14 protein-coding genes and 2 pseudogenes are annotated in these 18,353 nt (G+C 69.9%); 10 read left to right on the forward strand and 6 right to left on the reverse strand.

The features are described 5' to 3' along the window. Positions 1-189 precede the first annotated feature (189 nt). Positions 190-1,056 carry a glucose-1-phosphate thymidylyltransferase RfbA gene (rfbA, locus tag DY157_RS01800; RefSeq protein ID WP_115726960.1) on the forward strand — a complete coding sequence of 289 codons (867 nt, stop codon included), beginning with the start codon at positions 190-192 and terminating at the stop codon, positions 1,054-1,056. Between the two features lie 101 nt (positions 1,057-1,157). Here the strand turns inward: rfbA and DY157_RS01805 are convergent, their stop codons facing one another. The 3 genes and pseudogenes from DY157_RS01805 to DY157_RS01815 form a co-directional block, all read right to left on the reverse strand. Continuing rightward, on the reverse strand, positions 1,158-4,052 hold the full coding sequence (locus tag DY157_RS01805; RefSeq protein WP_115726961.1) for a glycoside hydrolase family 3 N-terminal domain-containing protein: 2,895 nt from the start codon (positions 4,050-4,052) through the stop codon (positions 1,158-1,160). A 107-nt stretch (positions 4,053-4,159) separates the two neighbouring features. Then, positions 4,160-4,999 carry an NAD-dependent epimerase/dehydratase family protein gene (locus DY157_RS01810; RefSeq protein ID WP_115727875.1) on the reverse strand — a complete coding sequence of 280 codons (840 nt, stop codon included), beginning with the start codon at positions 4,997-4,999 and terminating at the stop codon, positions 4,160-4,162. 87 nt (positions 5,000-5,086) lie between these two features. Next, positions 5,087-5,275 (reverse strand): annotated as a pseudogene (locus DY157_RS01815) (integrase core domain-containing protein); the annotation flags it as partial. Between DY157_RS01815 and DY157_RS11950 the strand changes: the two are divergent. The 4 genes and pseudogenes from DY157_RS11950 to DY157_RS01830 all read left to right on the forward strand — a co-directional run. Beyond that, positions 5,267-5,374, forward strand: a pseudogene (locus DY157_RS11950) (dTDP-glucose 4,6-dehydratase); the annotation flags it as partial. The pseudogenes DY157_RS01815 and DY157_RS11950 sit on opposite strands and share 9 nt — an antisense overlap. Before the next feature lie 5 nt (positions 5,375-5,379). Further along, a complete protein-coding gene (locus tag DY157_RS01820) occupies positions 5,380-6,348 on the forward strand; it encodes a glycosyltransferase family 2 protein (protein WP_115726962.1) in 969 nt (322 codons plus the stop codon). Between the two features lie 99 nt (positions 6,349-6,447). Beyond that, positions 6,448-7,455 (forward strand): dTDP-glucose 4,6-dehydratase, encoded by a 1,008-nt coding sequence (rfbB, locus tag DY157_RS01825; protein ID WP_115726963.1) that lies wholly within the window; start codon positions 6,448-6,450, stop codon positions 7,453-7,455. Positions 7,456-7,460: 5 nt separating this feature from the next. Further along, on the forward strand, positions 7,461-8,405 hold the full coding sequence (locus DY157_RS01830) for a glycosyltransferase (RefSeq protein ID WP_235827037.1): 945 nt from the start codon (positions 7,461-7,463) through the stop codon (positions 8,403-8,405). 17 nt (positions 8,406-8,422) lie between these two features. Here DY157_RS01830 and DY157_RS01835 read toward each other — a convergent pair whose 3' ends face one another. Continuing rightward, positions 8,423-9,244, reverse strand: coding sequence for a hypothetical protein (locus tag DY157_RS01835; RefSeq protein WP_115726964.1), 822 nt, complete (start codon positions 9,242-9,244; stop codon positions 8,423-8,425). 214 nt (positions 9,245-9,458) lie between these two features. Here DY157_RS01835 and DY157_RS01840 point away from each other — a divergent pair, with 214 nt between their 5' ends. The 3 genes from DY157_RS01840 to DY157_RS01850 are packed head-to-tail and all read left to right on the forward strand — an operon-like array spanning position 9,459 to position 14,427. Beyond that, entirely contained in the window at positions 9,459-9,728 is a 270-nt protein-coding gene (locus tag DY157_RS01840; protein ID WP_407923459.1) for a WhiB family transcriptional regulator, read from the forward strand. A gap of 8 nt (positions 9,729-9,736) precedes the next feature. Continuing rightward, positions 9,737-13,027, forward strand: coding sequence for a glycosyltransferase (locus DY157_RS11525; protein WP_177580256.1), 3,291 nt, complete (start codon positions 9,737-9,739; stop codon positions 13,025-13,027). Then, positions 13,024-14,427 (forward strand): DUF5719 family protein, encoded by a 1,404-nt coding sequence (locus DY157_RS01850; protein WP_115726966.1) that lies wholly within the window; start codon positions 13,024-13,026, stop codon positions 14,425-14,427. The genes DY157_RS11525 and DY157_RS01850 overlap by 4 nt, the downstream gene beginning before the upstream one ends. A 34-nt stretch (positions 14,428-14,461) precedes the next feature. Here DY157_RS01850 and DY157_RS01855 read toward each other — a convergent pair whose 3' ends face one another. Continuing rightward, on the reverse strand, positions 14,462-14,881 hold the full coding sequence (locus DY157_RS01855; RefSeq protein ID WP_115726967.1) for a metallopeptidase family protein: 420 nt from the start codon (positions 14,879-14,881) through the stop codon (positions 14,462-14,464). A 296-nt stretch (positions 14,882-15,177) separates the two neighbouring features. Between DY157_RS01855 and DY157_RS01860 the strand changes: the two genes are divergently transcribed. Together DY157_RS01860 and DY157_RS01865 are read left to right on the forward strand one after the other, a co-directional pair. After that, a complete protein-coding gene (locus DY157_RS01860) occupies positions 15,178-16,428 on the forward strand; it encodes an MFS transporter (RefSeq protein ID WP_115726968.1) in 1,251 nt (416 codons plus the stop codon). A 142-nt stretch (positions 16,429-16,570) separates the two neighbouring features. Beyond that, positions 16,571-17,026, forward strand: a complete 456-nt coding sequence (locus DY157_RS01865; RefSeq protein WP_115726969.1) for a DUF3499 domain-containing protein — start codon at positions 16,571-16,573, stop codon at positions 17,024-17,026. A gap of 98 nt (positions 17,027-17,124) precedes the next feature. Here DY157_RS01865 and DY157_RS01870 read toward each other — a convergent pair whose 3' ends face one another. Further along, positions 17,125-18,216: a hypothetical protein gene (locus DY157_RS01870; protein ID WP_115726970.1), complete on the reverse strand. Its 1,092-nt coding sequence runs from the start codon at positions 18,214-18,216 to the stop codon at positions 17,125-17,127. Positions 18,217-18,353 lie beyond the last annotated feature (137 nt).

Genomic DNA, 18,353 nt, shown 5'->3' on the forward strand with positions numbered 1-18,353 from the left:
ATTCTCCCGGACAGTCTACCCGCAGGACCGGGGATTTCCCGGACGGCGTTCGAGCGCCGCGACGCGCCCCACGAGACGAACTGGGGGCATGCCCGCCCGGCCGAAGTCCCCGAGATGCGCGCGGACACCGGGCATAATGGTCCGGACGACTCCGGAATTCGGAGATCGGCCGACATCGATGGAGGAACCATGAAGGGCATCATTCTCGCGGGCGGTTCGGGCACGCGTCTCAACCCGATCACCCTGGGGACGTCGAAGCAGCTGGTCCCGGTGTACGACAAGCCGATGATCTACTACCCGCTGTCGACCCTCATGCTCGCGGGGATCCAGGACGTCCTCGTCATCACGACGCCGCACGACGCGTCGGCCTTCCACCGCCTGCTCGGCGACGGTTCGCAGCTGGGCGTCAACATCTCGTACGCGGTCCAGGAGGTCCCCAACGGCCTCGCCCAGGCCTTCGTCCTCGGCGCCGACCACGTCGGTTCGGATGCGGCGGCCCTGGTCCTCGGCGACAACATCTTCTACGGACCCGGCATGGGCACGCAGCTGCGCCGTCATGTCGACCCCGACGGCGGTGCTGTGTTCGCGTACCACGTGGCCGATCCGACCGCCTACGGCGTGGTGGAGTTCGACGAGAACTTCACCGCCCTGTCGATCGAGGAGAAGCCGGAGAAGCCGAAGTCGAACTACGCGGTGCCCGGCCTGTACTTCTACGACAACGACGTGGTGGAGATCGCGAAGAACCTCGAGCCCTCGGCGCGAGGGGAGTACGAGATCACCGATGTCAACCGCGTCTACCTCGAGGCGGGCAAGCTCCAGGTGGAGGTCCTGCCGCGCGGCACCGCGTGGCTCGACACCGGCACCTTCGATTCGCTCGCCGATGCGACCTCCTTCGTCCGCACGGTGGAGGCGCGCCAGGGCATGAAGATCGGCGCTCCCGAGGAAGTGGCGTGGCGCATGGGCTTCATCGACGACGAGGGTCTGCGCGAGCGCGCATTGCCGCTCGTGAAGTCCGGCTACGGGCAGTATCTTCTCGACCTTCTCGAGAAGGACTGAGGCGACTTCGAAGAAGGGGAAACCTCGAATGAGGGGCGGGTGTCGGAATCGTCTTCAGACGATTCCGACACCCGCCCCTCGTCGTCGACGACTCTCGTCGACTACGCCGAGTCCTTCGAGCGCGCATTGAGGAAGCCCCGAATGGATTTCGTCTCCCAACGAACGAGGCCGAAGGCGAGAAGCAGGAGTGCGCCCCACGCCGCGTACTCCCATCGAGCGGGGCCGCGGGACGCCGCCGTCGGATCGTTGAGCCATGAGTTCGCGGTCGTGTAGAGGATGTTGTGGGCGGCCTCGCGCAGCGCCGATACGGCGGCGGGCGAGAGGGCCGTGACCCGATTCGTGCCGACGTCGATCGTCGCGAGCATCGCGTCGCCGCCATTGCGCACGATCTGGTCCGCGTTCTGGTAGCCGAAGCCCGCGAAGTAGTCGGTGAGGACCATGCCGCGGAAGCCCCACTCATCGCGGAGGACCGTCTGGAGGAGCGCCGGGGTCGCGCCGGCGTACACAGTACCGACGTAGTTGTAGGCGCTCATCACGGCGGTTGCCCCGCCCTCCTTGACCGCGATCTCGAACGGACGGAGGTAGATCTCGCGGATCGCCTGCTCGTTCGACCAGGTCATGAGCATCCGGGATCGGTTCGTCTCTTGGTCGTTGAGGGCGAAGTGCTTGACGAAGGCGTACACGCCGACCGCCTGGACCGCTGCGATCTCGCTCGCCGCCATCGTTCCCGTGAGCAGCGGATCCTCCGAGAAGTACTCGAAGTTGCGGCCCCCGTAGGCACTGCGATGCGCGTTGACGGCCGGAGCGTACCAGCCCGCGACGTTCATGTCGTGCGCCATCGCTCCGATAGTCGTGCCGAATCGCTCGGCGAGTTGACGATTGAATGAGGCGGCGATCGCCACGGATGTCGGAAGACCGATGGAGCCGACCTTCGTGAATGGGTTGTTAACCGCGGCCGGACCGTCGAGGTCCGTCATGCGGCGCTTTCCGATCGAGTCGATTTCGGGAGTGCCGTATCCGGCATGAGCGGACAGCGTCGACATGTCGTCGACGGTCAGCTGATCGAGCAGCTCGTCCCACTTCGGATCGTCGTACGCGAGACCGTACATATCGCCGAGGACGAGGCCGTTCTTCGCGCCCGTCGTCGGCATCGTGGCGTCCGCACTCTCATCGTCGTCGCTCGTCGGATCGTAGTTCTGGTTCGCGATGAACGTCGCCTTGTCCGCATCCGACAGCTCCATCGAGGCCGGAGCCGCCGTCGCCTCCGCGTAGTTGGCGAACTTGTCGGCGCGCGACAGGTATTCGAGCCCGTCGTTCGCCGAATCGAACTCGTTCGTCGCCGGCACGGCGTCGCCGTTGTGCGTGCTGTCAGCGGTGTTGTACGTGATCTTCTCCGCGACGTTCACGTCCTTCTCGTCGATGATCTCGTGCGAGTTCGCGCGGATCGACACCTTGTAGTCGCCGGCCTCGAGGACCCACGCCTTCGCGGTCTTGGAATCGTAGGACGCCATGTCGTCGTCGTTGAAGGAGATCGTCACCGTCTGCGAAACGCCCGGCTGAAGAAGATCCGTCTTCTCGTACGCGACGAGGTTCGCCGCCGCCTTCTCGATGCCGCCGTTGGTGTACGGAGGGTTGTAGTACGCCTCGACGACGTCCTTGCCGGCGACGTCACCGGTGTTGGTGACCGTCACGTCGAAGGAGACGACGCCGTCGGAGTAGGAGACGTCGCCCATCTCCTGCTCGAACGACGTGTAGGAGAGGCCGTAGCCGAACGGGTAGACGACCTGCTCGTCGTAGTCGACGACGCCCTCGGCGGCCGCGGTCTCCCACCAGCGGTAGCCGACGTAGATGCCCTCGACGTAGTCGACGAACGACGGTATCGCCTCCTCATTCGAGAAGGCCGCGTATTGCTTGAACTCGTCCATGTTCGTGTAGAGGAATCTGCCGAAGTTGTTGGCGGTCGGCGTCCGGGTGAGGTCGCGGACGAAGGTGTCCGGGGTCTTGGCGGAGGGGTTGAGCTCGCCGTCGAGGATGCGACCGAGCGCGTTGAAGCCGACCTGGCCGCCGGGGATCGCCCAGACGATCGCGTCGATCTTCGGGTCGTCCTGAAGCTCGCCGAGCTGGAAGGCGTTCGAGCCGTTGTACACGACGACGACTCTGTCCGCGCTGTCTTCCGCGAGGGCGATCATGTCCTTCTCGGAGTGCGTGAGGGAGAGGTAGCCCTGGCCCTTGTCGAAGTCCTGGTACGACGCCGAGTTCTCCGTATAGGAGAACGGACCGATCTCCGCGACTTCTCCGGGTACATCCTGAGGGAGGTCGTAGCCCTCGCCGCCCGATCGGGCGATCGTCACGATCGCCGTGCGAGAGAACGATTCGATCGTCGCGCGCAGGTCGGCGTCATAGGTCGCCACCGGCGGCTCGGGCAGAGTCCAATCGGTCACGCCGAACATCGAGATCACCGGACGGTCGCTCCGATAGCTCGTATAGAAGCTCGTCAGGGCATGATTCGTCGTGAATCCCGCGTTCTCCAATCCGTCAATAAGGGAGACGGTCGGGTACTGGTCGGAGATGGAACCCGATCCCGTTCCCCCGTACACGGGATTCGACGAGGCCCACCCGAAGACGTTGAGCGGCGCGCCCTTCTCGAGCGGAAGCGTTCTCTCCGTGTTCTTGAGGACGACGATGCCCTCATTCGCGATCTCCTCGCCGAGACGGGCTGCGGCGTCCTCGGTCGTCGAAGAGAGACGACCGTCGCCCGATGCGAGATCGAGGACCGTCTTGAAGCCTCCGTAGAGCATGGAGACGACGGCGACGGCGATCGCGGCGAGGGCGGCGATCCACGTCGTGGAGCGGGTGAGCTTGCGGGCGGGCGCGTTCATTTCGCGCACGGCGACCGTCACGACGATCGCGAGCAGGAGGATCGCGCCGATGGCGATGAGCTGGCCCTTGACGGAGATCGCGATCCGAGCGACGTCCTCCCAGTTGATCGTCAGCACGTCTGCGCGTTCCCTTCGTCGCTGATCCCCTTATTCGAGAAGGATAACGGGCGCGGGGCGCCTCCGGCCGTGCCGAAGGCGCCCCGCGCCCCACCGGGTCGGTGCGGTCACTCGTCCTTCGCGAGGATCGAACGGATCTTGGTCGCGTCGCCCCAGACACCGGGGGAGTCGTACGGCCGGTCCGGGAAGGCGCCGTATTCGAGCGAGATGTCGAGGTCGTTCTCGCGGATGTACGCCTCGACGCGCTGCGCGAGGGACATCGGCTCCCCGGAGCAGGCGTTGACGACGCCGCTGACCTCGGTCTGGTCGAGGATCGCCGCGATCTGCGCCGCCAGGCCGTCGACGGAGATGAAGTCGTAGAGGTTCTTCCCGGTGGTGAAGGGGAAAGTCTTCTTCCCCGCTTCGGCGGCCGCGAGCAGCTTCGAGAAGATCGAGTTGCCGAACTTGTCGTCGCCGACGATGTAGTAGGCGCGGATCCACTGCATGATCGCGTCGTTCTGGGCGGTGGCGAGCTCGGTGAGGCCGCGGAGGGCGTTCTTCGAGATCCCGTAGAGCGAGGCCGGGCGGCAGGGCGTCGATTCGTCGATCGCGCCCTCCCAGTATCCGACCTCGTGCATGGTGCCCATGACGGCGATCTGCCTCAGACCGCCCTTGAGGAGGTTCTCGATGAAATGGAAGTGGGAGGGGAGGTCGTCGATGTGGGCGGGCGAGTTGTGCTTGAACCCGTCGCGCCACGCCATGTGGAGAACGGCGTCGGGCCTGCCGAGCTCGTCGTAGATGTCCTCGGCCCCGGTGAAGATGTTCGCCTGGATCTTCTCCGCGCGATCATCGACGCCGTCGAGACGAAGGTCCGCGGCGCGGACCTCGAGGCCCCGATCGAGAAGGGCGGTGACGACGTGGCGACCGATGTAGCCGCCCGCTCCGGTGACGAGGATTGTCTTTCCCATGCGCGACATACTATCAGCGGGCGGAATCTTGGGGATCTGGGCGTATTCCGTGAGAGGAGCGCTGAGATGCAGGCACCATCCCGCAGACTAGGTGTACTTCCTCGTGAGGTTGTGAACGCGTTGTGCGGGGGGGTGGCCTTTGATGCCGGTGTGGGGTCGGTGGTGATTGTAGGTGTGGAGCCAGTGCGTGTAGGCGGCTTCGCGTTCGGTTTCGCTGGTGTAGGGGCGCGCGTAGGCCCATTCGGCGAGCAGGGTCCGGTTGAAGCGTTCNGTTCGGGGTTGGCGGACACGATCGCGTGGTACACGGATCACGAGTCGTGGTGGGCTCCGTTGAAGGATGAGGTCGAGGCCAAGTACGCGGCCGAGGGCCACTGAACCGCATGAACCAGCAGCACGCGAGGATCTCGGTCGCCCTGTGCACGTACGAGGGCGAGCGCTTCATCGAGGAGCAGGTCGCATCGATCCTCGCGCAGACCCGCCGAGTCGATGAGATCGTCCTCGGGGACGACTCGCCGACGGACGGGACGGTCGACCTCGTCCGGGCCGCGCTCGAGGGATCGGGGATCGACCTCGTCGTCCGACGCCACCGGCCGGGCCTCGGCGTTCGGGGCAACTTCTCCGATGCGATCGCCGCGACGACCGGGGACGCCGTCCTTCTCTGCGACCAGGACGACGTCTGGGAGCCGAACAAGGTCGAGGCCCTGCTCGCCGCGCTCGAGGAGGTCGAGCTCGTCCACACCGATGCGATCCTCATCGATTCGGCCGGGGCTCCCCTGGGGACGACCCTCCTCTCAGCGCTTCGAGTGAGCGAGTGGGAGAAGCGGAATCTCGAGCGCGGCGATGCGCTCGCCGTGCTCCTCAAGCGGAACCTCGTCACCGGCGCGACCACGGCTGCGCGCGGCGACTTCGCGAGGGCGGCGATGCCCGTTCCCGACGGGTGGATCCACGACGAGTGGCTCGCGCTCCTCGCCGCCCTCGACCATTCGCTGCGCCTGCTGCCCGAGCCGCTCACCCGCTATCGGCAGCACGAGAACAATCAGATCGGGGCGAAGAAGGAGTCCTATCCGGCGCGCGTTCGACGCATGCTCGCCCCCGATCCCGACGACGACCGCCGCAGGTTGCTCCGAGCCCTCAGCGCCGCGGCGTACGCGGAACGGACTGGACGGGGGACCGAAGCGGATCGAGCGAGGCTCGCCGAGTCCGCGCGGCATCAGAGGGCGCGCTCCCTCATGCCGACCGGGCGCGCGGAGAGAATCCCCACGATCCTTCGCGAGGGCGTCAGCGGCCGCTATTCGCGCTGCTCCCGCGGGATCCTCACTCTCGGGCGCGACCTCCTGCAGGTGAAGTGAGCCCGAATTCCGACGCGCGACTCCGGCGGGGTCTCGTCGGGAGGGGGTGGTGGTGCGGCATAATGTCGGGGACTGTCCGCGTACATTGAGGAGATCGTCGTGCGAATCGTCGTGACTGGTGGTGCCGGGTTCATCGGTGCGAATTTCGTTCATACGCTGCTCGAGGATCATCCGGATGTGGATGTGGTGGTGCTCGATAAGTTCACGTATGCGGGCAACCGCGGGTCGTTGGAGGATGTGACGCCGGAGCAGGCGGCGCGTCTGAGCGTGGTCGAGGGGGATATCGCGGATGCGGATCTCGTCGATTCGGTGGTGGCGAGTGCTGATGCGGTGGTTCACTTCGCGGCGGAGTCGCATAACGACAATTCGTTGAATGATCCGTCGCCGTTCATTCAGACGAATCTGGTGGGGACGTACACGCTGTTGGAGGCGGTGCGTCGGCACAAGGTGCGGTTCCATCACATTTCGACCGATGAGGTGTACGGGGATCTGGAGTTGGATGATCCGGCGAAGTTCACGCCGACGACTCCGTACAATCCGTCGTCTCCGTATTCGTCGTCGAAGGCGGGGTCGGATCTTCTGGTTCGGGCGTGGGTGCGGTCGTTCGGGGTGGAGGCGACGATTTCGAATTGTTCGAACAACTACGGGCCGTATCAGCACATTGAGAAGTTCATTCCGCGGATGATCACGAATCGTCTTCGCGGGGTGCGTCCGCGTTTGTACGGGGAGGGGTTGAACGTTCGCGATTGGATTCATGTGCGCGACCACAACACGGCGGTGTGGGACATCCTGATGAAGGGTCGTGTCGGGGAGACGTATCTGATCGGCGCGGATGGGGAGACGAATAATCGTGATGTGGTGCGGATCCTCAATGAGTTGATGGGGTTCGCGCCCGATGATTACGACCATGTGGCGGATCGGCCGGGTCATGATCTGCGGTACGCGATCGATAACACGAAGCTTCGTGAGGAGTTGGGGTGGTCGCCGCGGTTCACGGACTTCCGTTCGGGGTTGGCGGACACGATCGCGTGGTACACGGATCACGAGTCGTGGTGGGCTCCGTTGAAGGATGAGGTCGAGGCCAAGTACGCGGCCGAGGGCCACTGAACCGCATGAACCAGCAGCACGCGCCCGCCGGCGCCCGTCCGCGCGTCACCGTTCTCATGGCGACGTACAACGGGCGCGAGTGGATCGACGCCCAGATCGATTCCGTCCTCGGCCAAAGGGGCGTCGACGTGCGCCTCGTCGTGTCCGACGACGGATCGATCGACGGCACCCTCGATCGTCTGGCGGACAGGACCCGGGCCGACTTCCGGATCGACGTGCTGCCTCGGCGCTCGGGCCCGCCCGGCGTGACCGCGAACTTCCTCAGGCTCTTCACCGAGCACGAGCCCGACGGCTCCTACGTCGCGTTCTGCGACCAGGACGACGTGTGGCGCGCGGACAAGCTCGAGCATCAGATCGGCACCCTCGTCTCGCATTCGGCGGACGTCGTCTCGTCGAACGTCGAGAGCTTCGACCTCGCGGGGAACCGTCGGCTCATCAAGAAGAGCCACCCGATGGGCCGGTGGGACCACGTCTTCGAGGCCGCCGGCCCGGGATCGACGTACGTCTTCACTCCGGAGGCCCACCGGCGCCTTCGGGAGACGCTCGCGACGCTCGACTACTCCGAGATCGGCGTCCACGACTGGTACGTCTACGCGCTCGCTCGCGCGATCGGGCTGACGTGGGTGATCTGCCCGAAACCGACCGTCGACTACCGGCAGCACGAGGGCAATGTCCAGGGCGCGAATGCGGGCGCCGCTGCAACGGCCGCGCGGGTGTCGAAGCTTCGCAACGGGTTCTACCGCAGGCAGTTCCTCCTCACCGCGCGCGCGATCGAGGCCGTCAACACCTACGACGAGGCGACGAGGCGCGACCTCCATCGCTTGATCGATCAGCTGGAGGACGAATCCTTCTTCGGGCGGCTGCGCTTCCTCAGCCGGTGGCGTCAGATCCGACGCAACCACGTCGAAGGCCTGGAGCTCGCGGGGGCGCACGTCCTCGGGGTCTGGTAGGCGCGGGCCGTCGTCCCTCAGACCCTCCGGGCCCCCTCGTCCGCCCCGATCCTCGCGGTGTCCTCGGCCGAGTAGCGCGCGCCGTCGACGAGGACGACCGAGGATCCGGCGAGCCAGTGGGCGAGGCACGTCGTCATGACCTCGACCGCAGCCGCGTCCTCGTCGATCCGGAGGGCGACTCGCGAACCCTCGGCGGAAGCGGGGGAGGGGAGTGCCGCGAGAGCCTCCGTCGACGGGGCGCCGGAGGGGACGTCGACCTCGAGCGCGTCGGACTGAGCCATCACCTCGGCGAGGGCGTCGAGGACGCCCTCGGGCAAGCGCTCGCCGCGCCAGGAGAACGCGAGGTATTCGCGCGGCTGCGCGAGCACCCAGGCGCCGGCGGCGAGCGCCTCGAGCGCGAGGTCGTCGACCCGATCGACGACGAGGGCATCCCCCGGCGCGGGCGCGGCCACGCCGCTCGGCGCTGCGGCCGCGCCGGTCGGCGCATCCGGATCCGCGGAGGAGTCGCCGTCGAGCGACACGACGCGCCACCCCATCGCCCGGGCCGGCAGGGCCCACACGAGCGACTGCCACAGACCGTGGCGGAGGAACAGGGTCGGTGCCCCGTCCTCTCCATCCGGAGAGGAACCCGCCCCGCCCTCGTCGATCGCGGCGCCGCCGGAGAAATCGTCGAATCCGAAGAGGTCGGCGGCCAGCTCCGAGCCCAGCAGATTGGCGATCTTCGCGCACCAGCGCGCGAGGACCGGCCCGTTGAACTCGACGCGCTCCTCGGAGTAGACGGTGAGGACCGGCCCCGGATTCGAGGCGAGCGAGGCGATGAAGCGGGGGAGAGTCGTCATGAGAAGAGCCTAGTCGAGGCGGGATCTTCGTCCGCTCGCGGGGCCTCCCTCCCCGCGCGGCAAGCACGGATTCGGGGTCCGCGCAACCGGTCGCGGAAGATTTCTCATTTACCTCCTCCGGCTTGACTTCACCGTATGACACGCGTGTAATTCTCATATCGACACGTAGTTCTGAGGAGACGGCAAGGTGTGGAACATCCTGGGTGACGGACCGATCGCATGGTCCGACGCATCTGATGCCGAATTCTTCGCACTCGCCGACGGGCCCCTCGCGTGGCAGCAGCACGCCCTGTGCGCCCAGACCGACCCCGAGGCCTTCTTCCCGGAGAAGGGCGGGTCGACGCGCGAGGCCAAGGCCGTCTGCCAGTCCTGCGAGGTTCGCGAGGAGTGCCTCGAGTACGCCCTCGCCAACGACGAGCGCTTCGGGATCTGGGGCGGCCTGTCCGAGCGCGAGCGCCGTCGCCTCCGCCGGACGGCGGTCTGACCACTCCCGTGGGATCCGGGGTTCTCGCCCTCGTCGTCGCTCGTGATCGAGGGGCGCTCCTCGACGACGTCCTCGCGGGCATCGCCGCCCAAACGCTGCGCCCCGACTCGGTCCTCCTCCTCGACTGCTCGGCGGACTCCGCGCTCTCCGCAGACGAACTCGCCGCTTCAGCCGCCCCCGTTCCGCTGCGCGTCCTCGCCGTCCCCGGCGCGAAGAATCTCGCGGCGGCGCTCACTCGCATCCGCGACGACGAGGCCCTGCGGGCTCCCTGGTGGTGGATCCTCCACGACGACTCGATCCCCGAGCCCGCCTGCCTCGCCGAGGCCTGGGAGATCGGCGACCGCGGCCGCACGATCGGCGCGGTCGGCCCGAAGCAGATGAGCCTCGACGGGAGGCTCCTCCTCGAAGTCGGGATCCGCGCGACGCGCTCGGCCCGCCGCCTCGAGAGGGTCGGCCCCGACGAGATCGACCAGGGCCAGTACGACGCGACGAGCGACGTCCTCGCCGTCGGCACCGCCGGGATGCTCGTGCGCGCCGCCGCCTACGACGCCGTCGGCGGCCTCGACACGGCGCTCGGACCTTTCGGCGACGGCCTCGACTTCGGGCGCCGCCTCCACCGCGCGGGCTTCCGCGTCGTCGTCGCCCCTCGCGCGCGCGTCCGACACGCCCGCGCCTCCTACCTCCCGGCATCCGACGAATCGACGGTCGCCGCGTCGCTCCCGGCGGACTCGGGTTCCGACGATCCGCCGCCCGTCGGCCCGCTTCCCATCGACGAGGCCGAGGCCGAGCGCCCGATCGAGCCCGGCGAAGAAGCGCCCGAGCTCGAGCCGATCGACGTCTCCGACGAAGAGGACGCGGCCGCCCTCGCGGATCCGACGGACGCGTCCTTCGCGGCCCGCCGCTTCGCCCAGCTCTACAACTGGGCGAAGGCGGTCCCCGGTCCCCTCCTCCCCCTTCTCATGGCGTGGCTCGTCGTTCTGACGCCCGCCCGGGCGCTCGCCCGCGGCGCCATGGGCCGCAGCGCCCTCGCGCTGCCCGAGTTCGCCGCCTGGGCGCGCCTCGTCGGCGCGACCCCTCATCTCCTCCTCGCGCGCTCCCGCGCGGCGAAGAGCGCCCGCGTCCCCGCGTCCGTCCTGCGGCCGCTCGAGTCGAAGGGCTCGCAGATCCGCGATCGACGGCGGCACCTGCGCCGCGCCCTCGCCCTTCCGGAGGAGGACCGCGAACCCCTCGTCGTCGCCTCGGCGCGCGCGCATCAGCTCCGCTCCCGGGCGGTCCTCCTCACGGTCCTCCTCGTGTCGAGCGTCCTCGCGGCGCTGGCGTGGTGGACCACGGGCTCGACCCTCGCGGGCGGCGCATGGCGGGCCCTTCCCCCGACCTTCGCCGGGTTGTGGGAGTCGGCCTTCGCCTCCTGGGTCCCCGGCGCCGACGGGTACGCCGCCCCCGCCGACCCGTTCCTCGTTCCGCTCGCGCTCGTCGCCGCCCCCTTGGGCCCGTTCGGCGTCGCGCCGCCGGCGATCGCGAAGGCCCTCCTCTTCCTCGCCGCTCCCGCCTCCGCGCTCACCGCGTGGCGCTTCGTCTCCAGGCTCCACCGGGGGCCCGGAGTCCGCGGCGCCGCCGCCCTCGCATGGAGCGCCCTGCCCGCCCTCGCCCTCTCGCAGGCGCAGGGCCGGCTCGCCCCCGCGGTCTTCCACGTCCTCCTCCCGCTCGCCGCCAGCGCGTGGATCCGGCTCGCCGCGCCCGGCGTGCCGCTGCGCGTCGAGGGCGCCCGCGGCACGGTCGACCTGCCGATCGGGTCGCGCACCGGCGGGCTCGCCCGCTTCGCGCTCGTCAGCGCTCTCCTCGTCGCCTGCGTCCCGTGGTCGCTCCTCGTCGTCGCCGTCGCGCTCGCTCTCCTCGTCCTGCTCCGCAGGACCCGATGGGGCGCGGCCGTCGCGCTCCTCCCCTCGCTCGCGCTCATCGCCCCGACGCTCATCGCGGCGGGGTCGACGCAGGGCGGATGGCGGGCGCTCCTCACGCCCTCGGGCCCCGACGCCGCGGTCTCGGCGCCCCCGGCGTGGGCGCTGCTCCTCGGGCTCCCCTCCGCGAACCTCCCGACCGAGGTCCTCGTCCTCCTCGCGATCCCGGGCGCCCTCCTCCTCGTCGGCGCGCTCCTCGCTGTCCTCGTCCTCCTCGTGCGCCGCAGCCCCGCGAGGTCGAGGCGCGCGTTCGTCGCCCCGATCGTGCTCGCCGCCTCCGCCCTCGTCCTCGCCGCCGCCGCGCCCCTGTCGGTCGCCGACGCCGGACTCGTCGACGGCCGGGTCGCCGCCGCGTGGACCTCGCCGGCACTGTCGCTCGGGGGCCTCGGGCTCCTCGCCTCCCTCCTCCTCGCCCTGCCCACCCTCCCGGCGTGGACGGCCAGGGGCGCCCGTCGAACGGGCGCGCTCGCCGGCGTCGCCGCCCTCGTCCTCGCCGCCTCGGCGTCAGCGCCCGTCGCCTGGCGGCTGCTCGAACGTCAATCGGACGCCTCCCTCACCGCGAGCGAGCGCCTCGACGCCGAACGCGTCACCTCATCCGGACCGCTCGTCGCCGCGGTGAGCGCGCAGGCCGAGGCCTCGAGCCGCGCCGGCCGCGTCCTCGTCCTCGACGCCAACGCCGACCTCTCCGCCCTCGACGTCCGCCTCTGGCGAGGCGAAGGCCCCTCGATCCTCGATTCGACCGCCCTCACGCGCGCCGCAGCCCTCCGCGAGGCCGCGACCGGCGCCGACTCCGACGACGCGACCGCATCGCTGCGCTCGCTCGCCCTCACCCTCGTCGTCTACCCCGACGCCGGCACCGTCCAGGGGCTCGCCGACCACGGCGTCGACACCGTCCTCGTCCGCGACGACTCCGAGGGGGCCGCGAAGCTCGCCGAGGCCCTCGACCGGGCCCCCGGCGTCGAACGGATCGGCGAGACCGTCGCCGGGACCGTGTGGAGGGTGCGCCCTGACGGGCTCCAGCCCGCGCGCGCCCGCCTCGTCACCGCCTCCGGGTGGACCGACCTCGACGCGTCGCTCATCGGTGCGAGCGCCGTCCTCCCCGAGGGATCGCGCGGCACCCTCGTCCTCGCCGAGCGCGCCGATGCGGGCTGGGTCGCGACCCTCGACGGGAAGAGACTCGAGCCGACGACCGCCGACTCGTGGGCCCAGGCCTTCGCCGTCGACGGCTCCGGGACGCTCGTCGTCTCACGCCGCACCCGCTGGGAACTCCCGTGGGAGGTCGCGACGCTCGCCTCCCTCGGGCTCGCCGCACTCATCGGCCTGCCGTGGAGGAGGAGAGCATGACCCGTCGACTCCCGCTCGCCGCGGCCTCCGGTCTCGCCGCACTCGGCCTCCTCGCCGGGGCCGGGACCGCCGGCCTGTGGCTCCCCGAGCAGACGATCGGGACGGCCGCCCCCGTGTCGACGACCGCGAACCCGACCTCGGCGACTCTCGCGTGCCCGCCCGGCGTCCTCGACTCCTTCGAGCCGACGAACCCGGCGGCCCCCGCCGGAATCTGGTCCTCGACCGGCCTCGGAGTCGGCGACGAGGCGCCCGAGACCCTCACCGCGACCGCGAACTCCGGAAAGGCCCTCGACCTGCCGACCGGCGTCGTCGTCGCCGGCCAGGGAGGCGGAGAACTCCTCGGACTCTCGACGACCTCGTGCGCCGTCCCCTCCACCGACCAGTGGCTCGTCATCGGACCGACGACTCTCGGCGACGACGCCGTCCTCGTCCTCACCAACCCCTCGGACGCCCCCTCGGTCGCGCAGATCACCGGGTACGGCGCCGCCGGGCTTCTCGACGATGCGCCCCAGAGGGTCACGGTTCCCGCCCACTCGTCGGTGAACGTGCTCCCGGCCGGCTGGTACGCCGACGAGGAGCGCCTCGCCCTGCGGATCCGCGCCGACGGCGGGGGAGTGGCCGCATTCGCCCAGCTCTCCCGCATGTCCGGCGAGACTCCCCTCGGCGCCTCGTGGGTCTCGGCGTCCTCGCCCGCGGCCTCGCAGACGATCCTCGGAGTCGGGGGCGAGGCCTCGGCGACCCTCCGCCTCGTCGTCCCCGGCGACGCGCCCGCGACGGCGCGCATCCGGCTCCTCACCGCATCGGGGGCTCAGGACCTCGAAGGGGGAGCGGCGACGATCGACGCGGGCACCGTCCTCGACATCCCCCTGGACGGCGCCTCGGCCGAACCGATCGCGGTCTCGATCGACTCCGACGAGCCCGTCGTCGCCTCCATCGAGGAGGAATGGTCGGGCGGCGCCTGGCCCGGCTCCGACGCCCATTGGGGAATCCTCTCCGCCCTCGTCCCCTCGACGTCGCTGACGAGCGCGCAGATCCCCGGCGCGGACTCCCTCGGGAAGATCGTCTCCTCGCAGCTCGGCGCGACGCCCCTGCGCGCCACCTCGGTCGCGACGAACTCCGGCGGCTCGGATCCGACCACGAAGCTGCTCCTCGCCCTTCCCGAGGATTCGACCGACGGTTCGGTCGACGTCGAGGTCGGCGGCCATTCGACGACGGTCGCGGCCGGATCCTCGGTCCTCCTCGACCTGCCGAGCGCGGATTCTCGAATCACCGCGAGCGGCGCTGTTCGCGCCGCGATCCTCCTCACGGCGCGGACGCCGAACGGGACCGTGCGGGCGACCTGGCCGATCGGAACGACGGGGCTCGCCGCGCGCGAATCCCTCGTGACCGTCGGGCCCTGAGCGGAGCGCGCGCGTCGGCGCCCGACGGGGCCGACTACCTCAGCTCGTCGTCGATCTCGTCCGGCGGGATCGCGAGGACGTGCGAGATCCGCTCGACGAGGACCCTGTGGACGACGTCCGCGATGTCGTCCTCGCCCGAGCGAAGGACGATCGGCAGGCGGTAGACGACGATCCGATCGCGCAGACCGCGGCGCCTGTCCGCGTGGAAGACGCGGGCGATCACCTCGGAGTGGTCCTCCCAGGGCGCCGGGTCCGAGGGCGGGACGTCCTCGGTCGCGAATTCGATCGACGCGACCGCTGGCCAGCGCTTCGTCAGCGCGAGGACTTCATCGGCGACGATCTCGTCGAATGTCTCGCGCCTCGTCCGCCACGCGGGGGTCCCCGGGAAGAAGAGGGGACCGCGCGGACCGCGACCGTGGCGGTCGCGAGACGGATGGCGGAGTCGAGCGGGCACCCCGCAATCCTAGTCGATCCGCCCCTCTCCGGTCGCGAACGGCCCCCGGCCGTCGTCCCCGCCGCCGCCCCGTCGAGAGCATCCCCTTCGCCCGCCGAGGGGATGCGGATGCTGACGCTCCGCGACCCGCCAGGCGCGGCAGCGCCCACGTCGAGTAAGGTCATCGCAGGACGTTTCGAAAGATCGCTGAGAGCGCTCTTGATGCGATGCCGACACACGTGTCGACGCGCTCGGGGCGGCGGGCGCCTCACGAATCGTCGCCCGCCCATCGACCGCGCCCACCGAGAGACACCCCCATGTATTCGCTCCTCCTTGCGGTGATCTACCTCGCCTTCATCAGCCTCGGTCTCCCCGACGCCCTCGTCGGGTCGGGGTGGCCCGTCATGCACCTCGACCTCGGCGTTCCCGTCGCCTTCGCGGGCATCGTCACCTTCGTCATCGCCGCGGGCACGATCGTCTCCTCCCTCCTCTCGGATCGGCTGACCGCGAAGTTCGGCGCCGGCCTCGTCATGGCGGTCTCGGTCGCGATGACCGCCGCCGCACTGCTCGGCTTCTCGAATGCGACCGCGTTCTGGATGCTCCTCGTCCTCGCGATCCCCTACGGACTCGGCGCGGGAGCAGTCGATGCCGCCCTCAACAACTTCGTCGCGCTCCACTACGCGGCGCGCCACATGAATTGGCTCCACTCCTTCTGGGGAGTCGGCGCCTCGATCAGCCCCTTCGTCATGAGCTACGCCCTCGCGCACGGGCGCGACTGGCCCGGCGCCTACAGGACCATCGGCCTCCTCCAGATCGGGCTCACGCTCATCCTTCTCGTGAGCCTCCCGATGTGGCGCAGAGTCGCCTCCCAGCAGGCCGTCGTCGCGCCGGGGAACTCCGCCGACGAGGGCGAGAACGCCGCGTCCGATTCGGGCGCGAAGGAGGACGGAGTCGCGAAGGCCGCCCAGGCCGCGCGCGCCCACGTCCCGCTCGGCGTCGCCCTGCGGATCCCGGGCGTGCCGGTCATGCTCCTCGCCTTCTTCGCCTACTGCGCCTTCGAGCAGACGGCGATGCTGTGGGGCGCGACCTTCTTCGTCGCCGACCGCGGATTCGACCCCGGGCGCGCCGCCTCCTTCGGCGCCCTGTTCATCCTCGGCCTCACCGCGGGCCGTTTCGCGAGCGGCTTCTTCGCCGACCGGCTCGGCGACCGCTTCCTCATTCGCGGCGGATTCGCCCTCGGCGCCCTCGGCGCCCTCATCATCGCCCTGCCCCTCGGAGCGGTCTCGTTCTCGGGCTTCGTCCTCGCGGGTATCGGCGCCGCTCCGGTCTATCCGGCCGTCATCCACTCGACGCCCGTGAACTTCGGACGGGAGAACTCGCAGGCGATCATCGGGATTCAGATGGCCGCGGCCTACGTCGGCGCGACCTTCATGCCCCCGCTATTCGGCGTCATCGCGACGTGGACGGGGCAGTGGCTCCTGCCGTTCTACCTGCTCGTCCTGGCCTTTCTCGGCCTTGCGACGAGCGAGCGACTCAACCGCCTCATCGACGAGCGCGCGGGCGCCTGAGTCGTCGACGGGCGGCATGACTTCGCCGGAGCAGTCGACGACCTCGCGGCTCGAGACGCCCGCCGAAGCGGGTGGCCGTGATGGGCGGGTGCGCCGGAGAGCCATGGCGGGGAGCCCGGCGCGGGTGCCGTAGTCTGGGGCGGTGATTTCGGCTCGTCATTGCTCCAAGCCGGGGTGTCAGCGCCCCGCGGTCGCGACCCTCACCTACGACTACTCGGATTCGACGGTCGTCCTCGGCCCGCTCGCGACCGCCGCCGAGCCGAACGCCTACGACCTCTGCGACGACCACGCCCAGCACCTCACCGCCCCGCGCGGCTGGCAGATCGTCCGCCTCCAGACGAACTTCGAGCCGGCGCCGCCGTCGGGGGACGACCTCCTCGCGCTCGTCGACGCCGTGCGCCGCGCCGCCGAGACCCCGGCGGACGCGCCCGCTCCCGCACCGACTCCGGCCCCCGCCCGACTCGCGGCCGCGGAGCCCGCCGAGCGCGGCCCCTTCGCCCCTGCCCGAGAGCGCGATCAGTCGAGCCCCCTCGACCCGAAGTCCGTCTACGCGCAGCGCCGCGCCCGGTTCACCGTCGTCCCCGACCCGCAGGACTGACGCCGACGGACGGCCCGCCCGCTTTCGTCCACCAGCGCCGCGCCCCCGGCCTCGTGAGAATCGACGAGGCCGGGGGCGCGGCGCGTGACGAGGGGGAGTCAGGCCCCGCGGGCGGCGGCGGCGAGCATCGGGGCGAACCCCTCGCGGCGGATCCGCTCGTCGGTGTACATGAGGACCTCGTAGGCGATGGTCACCGGGAGGACGAGCCCGGCGAGGAGCGTCGAAACGCCGATCGCGACCGCCTCGACTCCGGCGAGGGAGCCGGAGAGGGCCGACGCGGCGGCGACGCCGCCCGCCGTCCCGGAGACGAGTCCGGCGACCGCGCCCGTGACGAGCCCGATGAGGAGGATACGGCCGAGCGTTCTCCAGAAGACGCCCTTCGTCAGTCGCCACGAGCGCTTGAGCGACTCGACCGGGCCGAGCTCCTCGAGGACGCAGACGATCGGCGCGAAGACGAGCTTCGTCTCGATCGCGACGACGGCGACGAAGACGATGAGGATGAGGAGGAGCACGAGGAGGACGACGGCGACGACGGCCCCGGGCGAGGGCTCGGAGTCATTCCGCGCCGGAATGAGGAGCGCGGCGACGAGCGCGCCCCCGGCGACGAATGCGGCGATGACGACGAGGGAGTAGACGATCCCCGAGAGGATCGACACTCCGACGAGCGGGAGGATCCGCGGTCCCGTGCGCGCGAGGACCTCGCGGAAGCCCGGCGCCCGGCCGATCACCGCGTCGGCGACCGCGATCGACAGCGCGCCCGTGAGGAGGATCGACACGACGAAGGTGAGGACGGAGAGAAGGGCCGATGAACCGGCCATCGCCGTGAAAGGCCCGAGAATCGCCTCGAGGGCGGCGCGGCCGCCCATGGGCGAGTTCGGATCGAAGCGGGAGAAGGACTCGGTCGTCCTCAGAGCCGAGTAGGAGTTGATCCCGGTGAACACGCCGACGATCGACATGAGGACCGCCGTCATCCCGAGGAGGACGACGGGGTTCTTCCGGAACGCCTTGAACGCGCCCTCGAAGAGATCCCCGATGGCGAGCGGGCGGAAGGGGATGATCCCGGGGGACGAGGCCGGGGCCGGGTACTCGTAGGGGGAGGGGCTCTCGGGCGCCGGGCCATTGCCCGGCGGGTTCCATCCGGGGGTCTCCTCGGGCACCGAGTTCCAACCGGAATAGCGCGGATCCGTCACGTTCGTCCCTTTCTCGCAGGTCGCCTCCAGTTTCCCAGCACGAGCGGCGCGGCGCCATGGGGGGATCCCCTGAGGGGCCCCGGTCGTCCGCGATTCCGCGAGTCGGCCCGCGAGCCCGCGCGAATCGTGACACGATC

This window comes from Actinomyces culturomici, from assembly GCF_900499005.1.
GTDB lineage: Bacteria > Actinomycetota > Actinomycetes > Actinomycetales > Actinomycetaceae > Pauljensenia > Pauljensenia culturomici.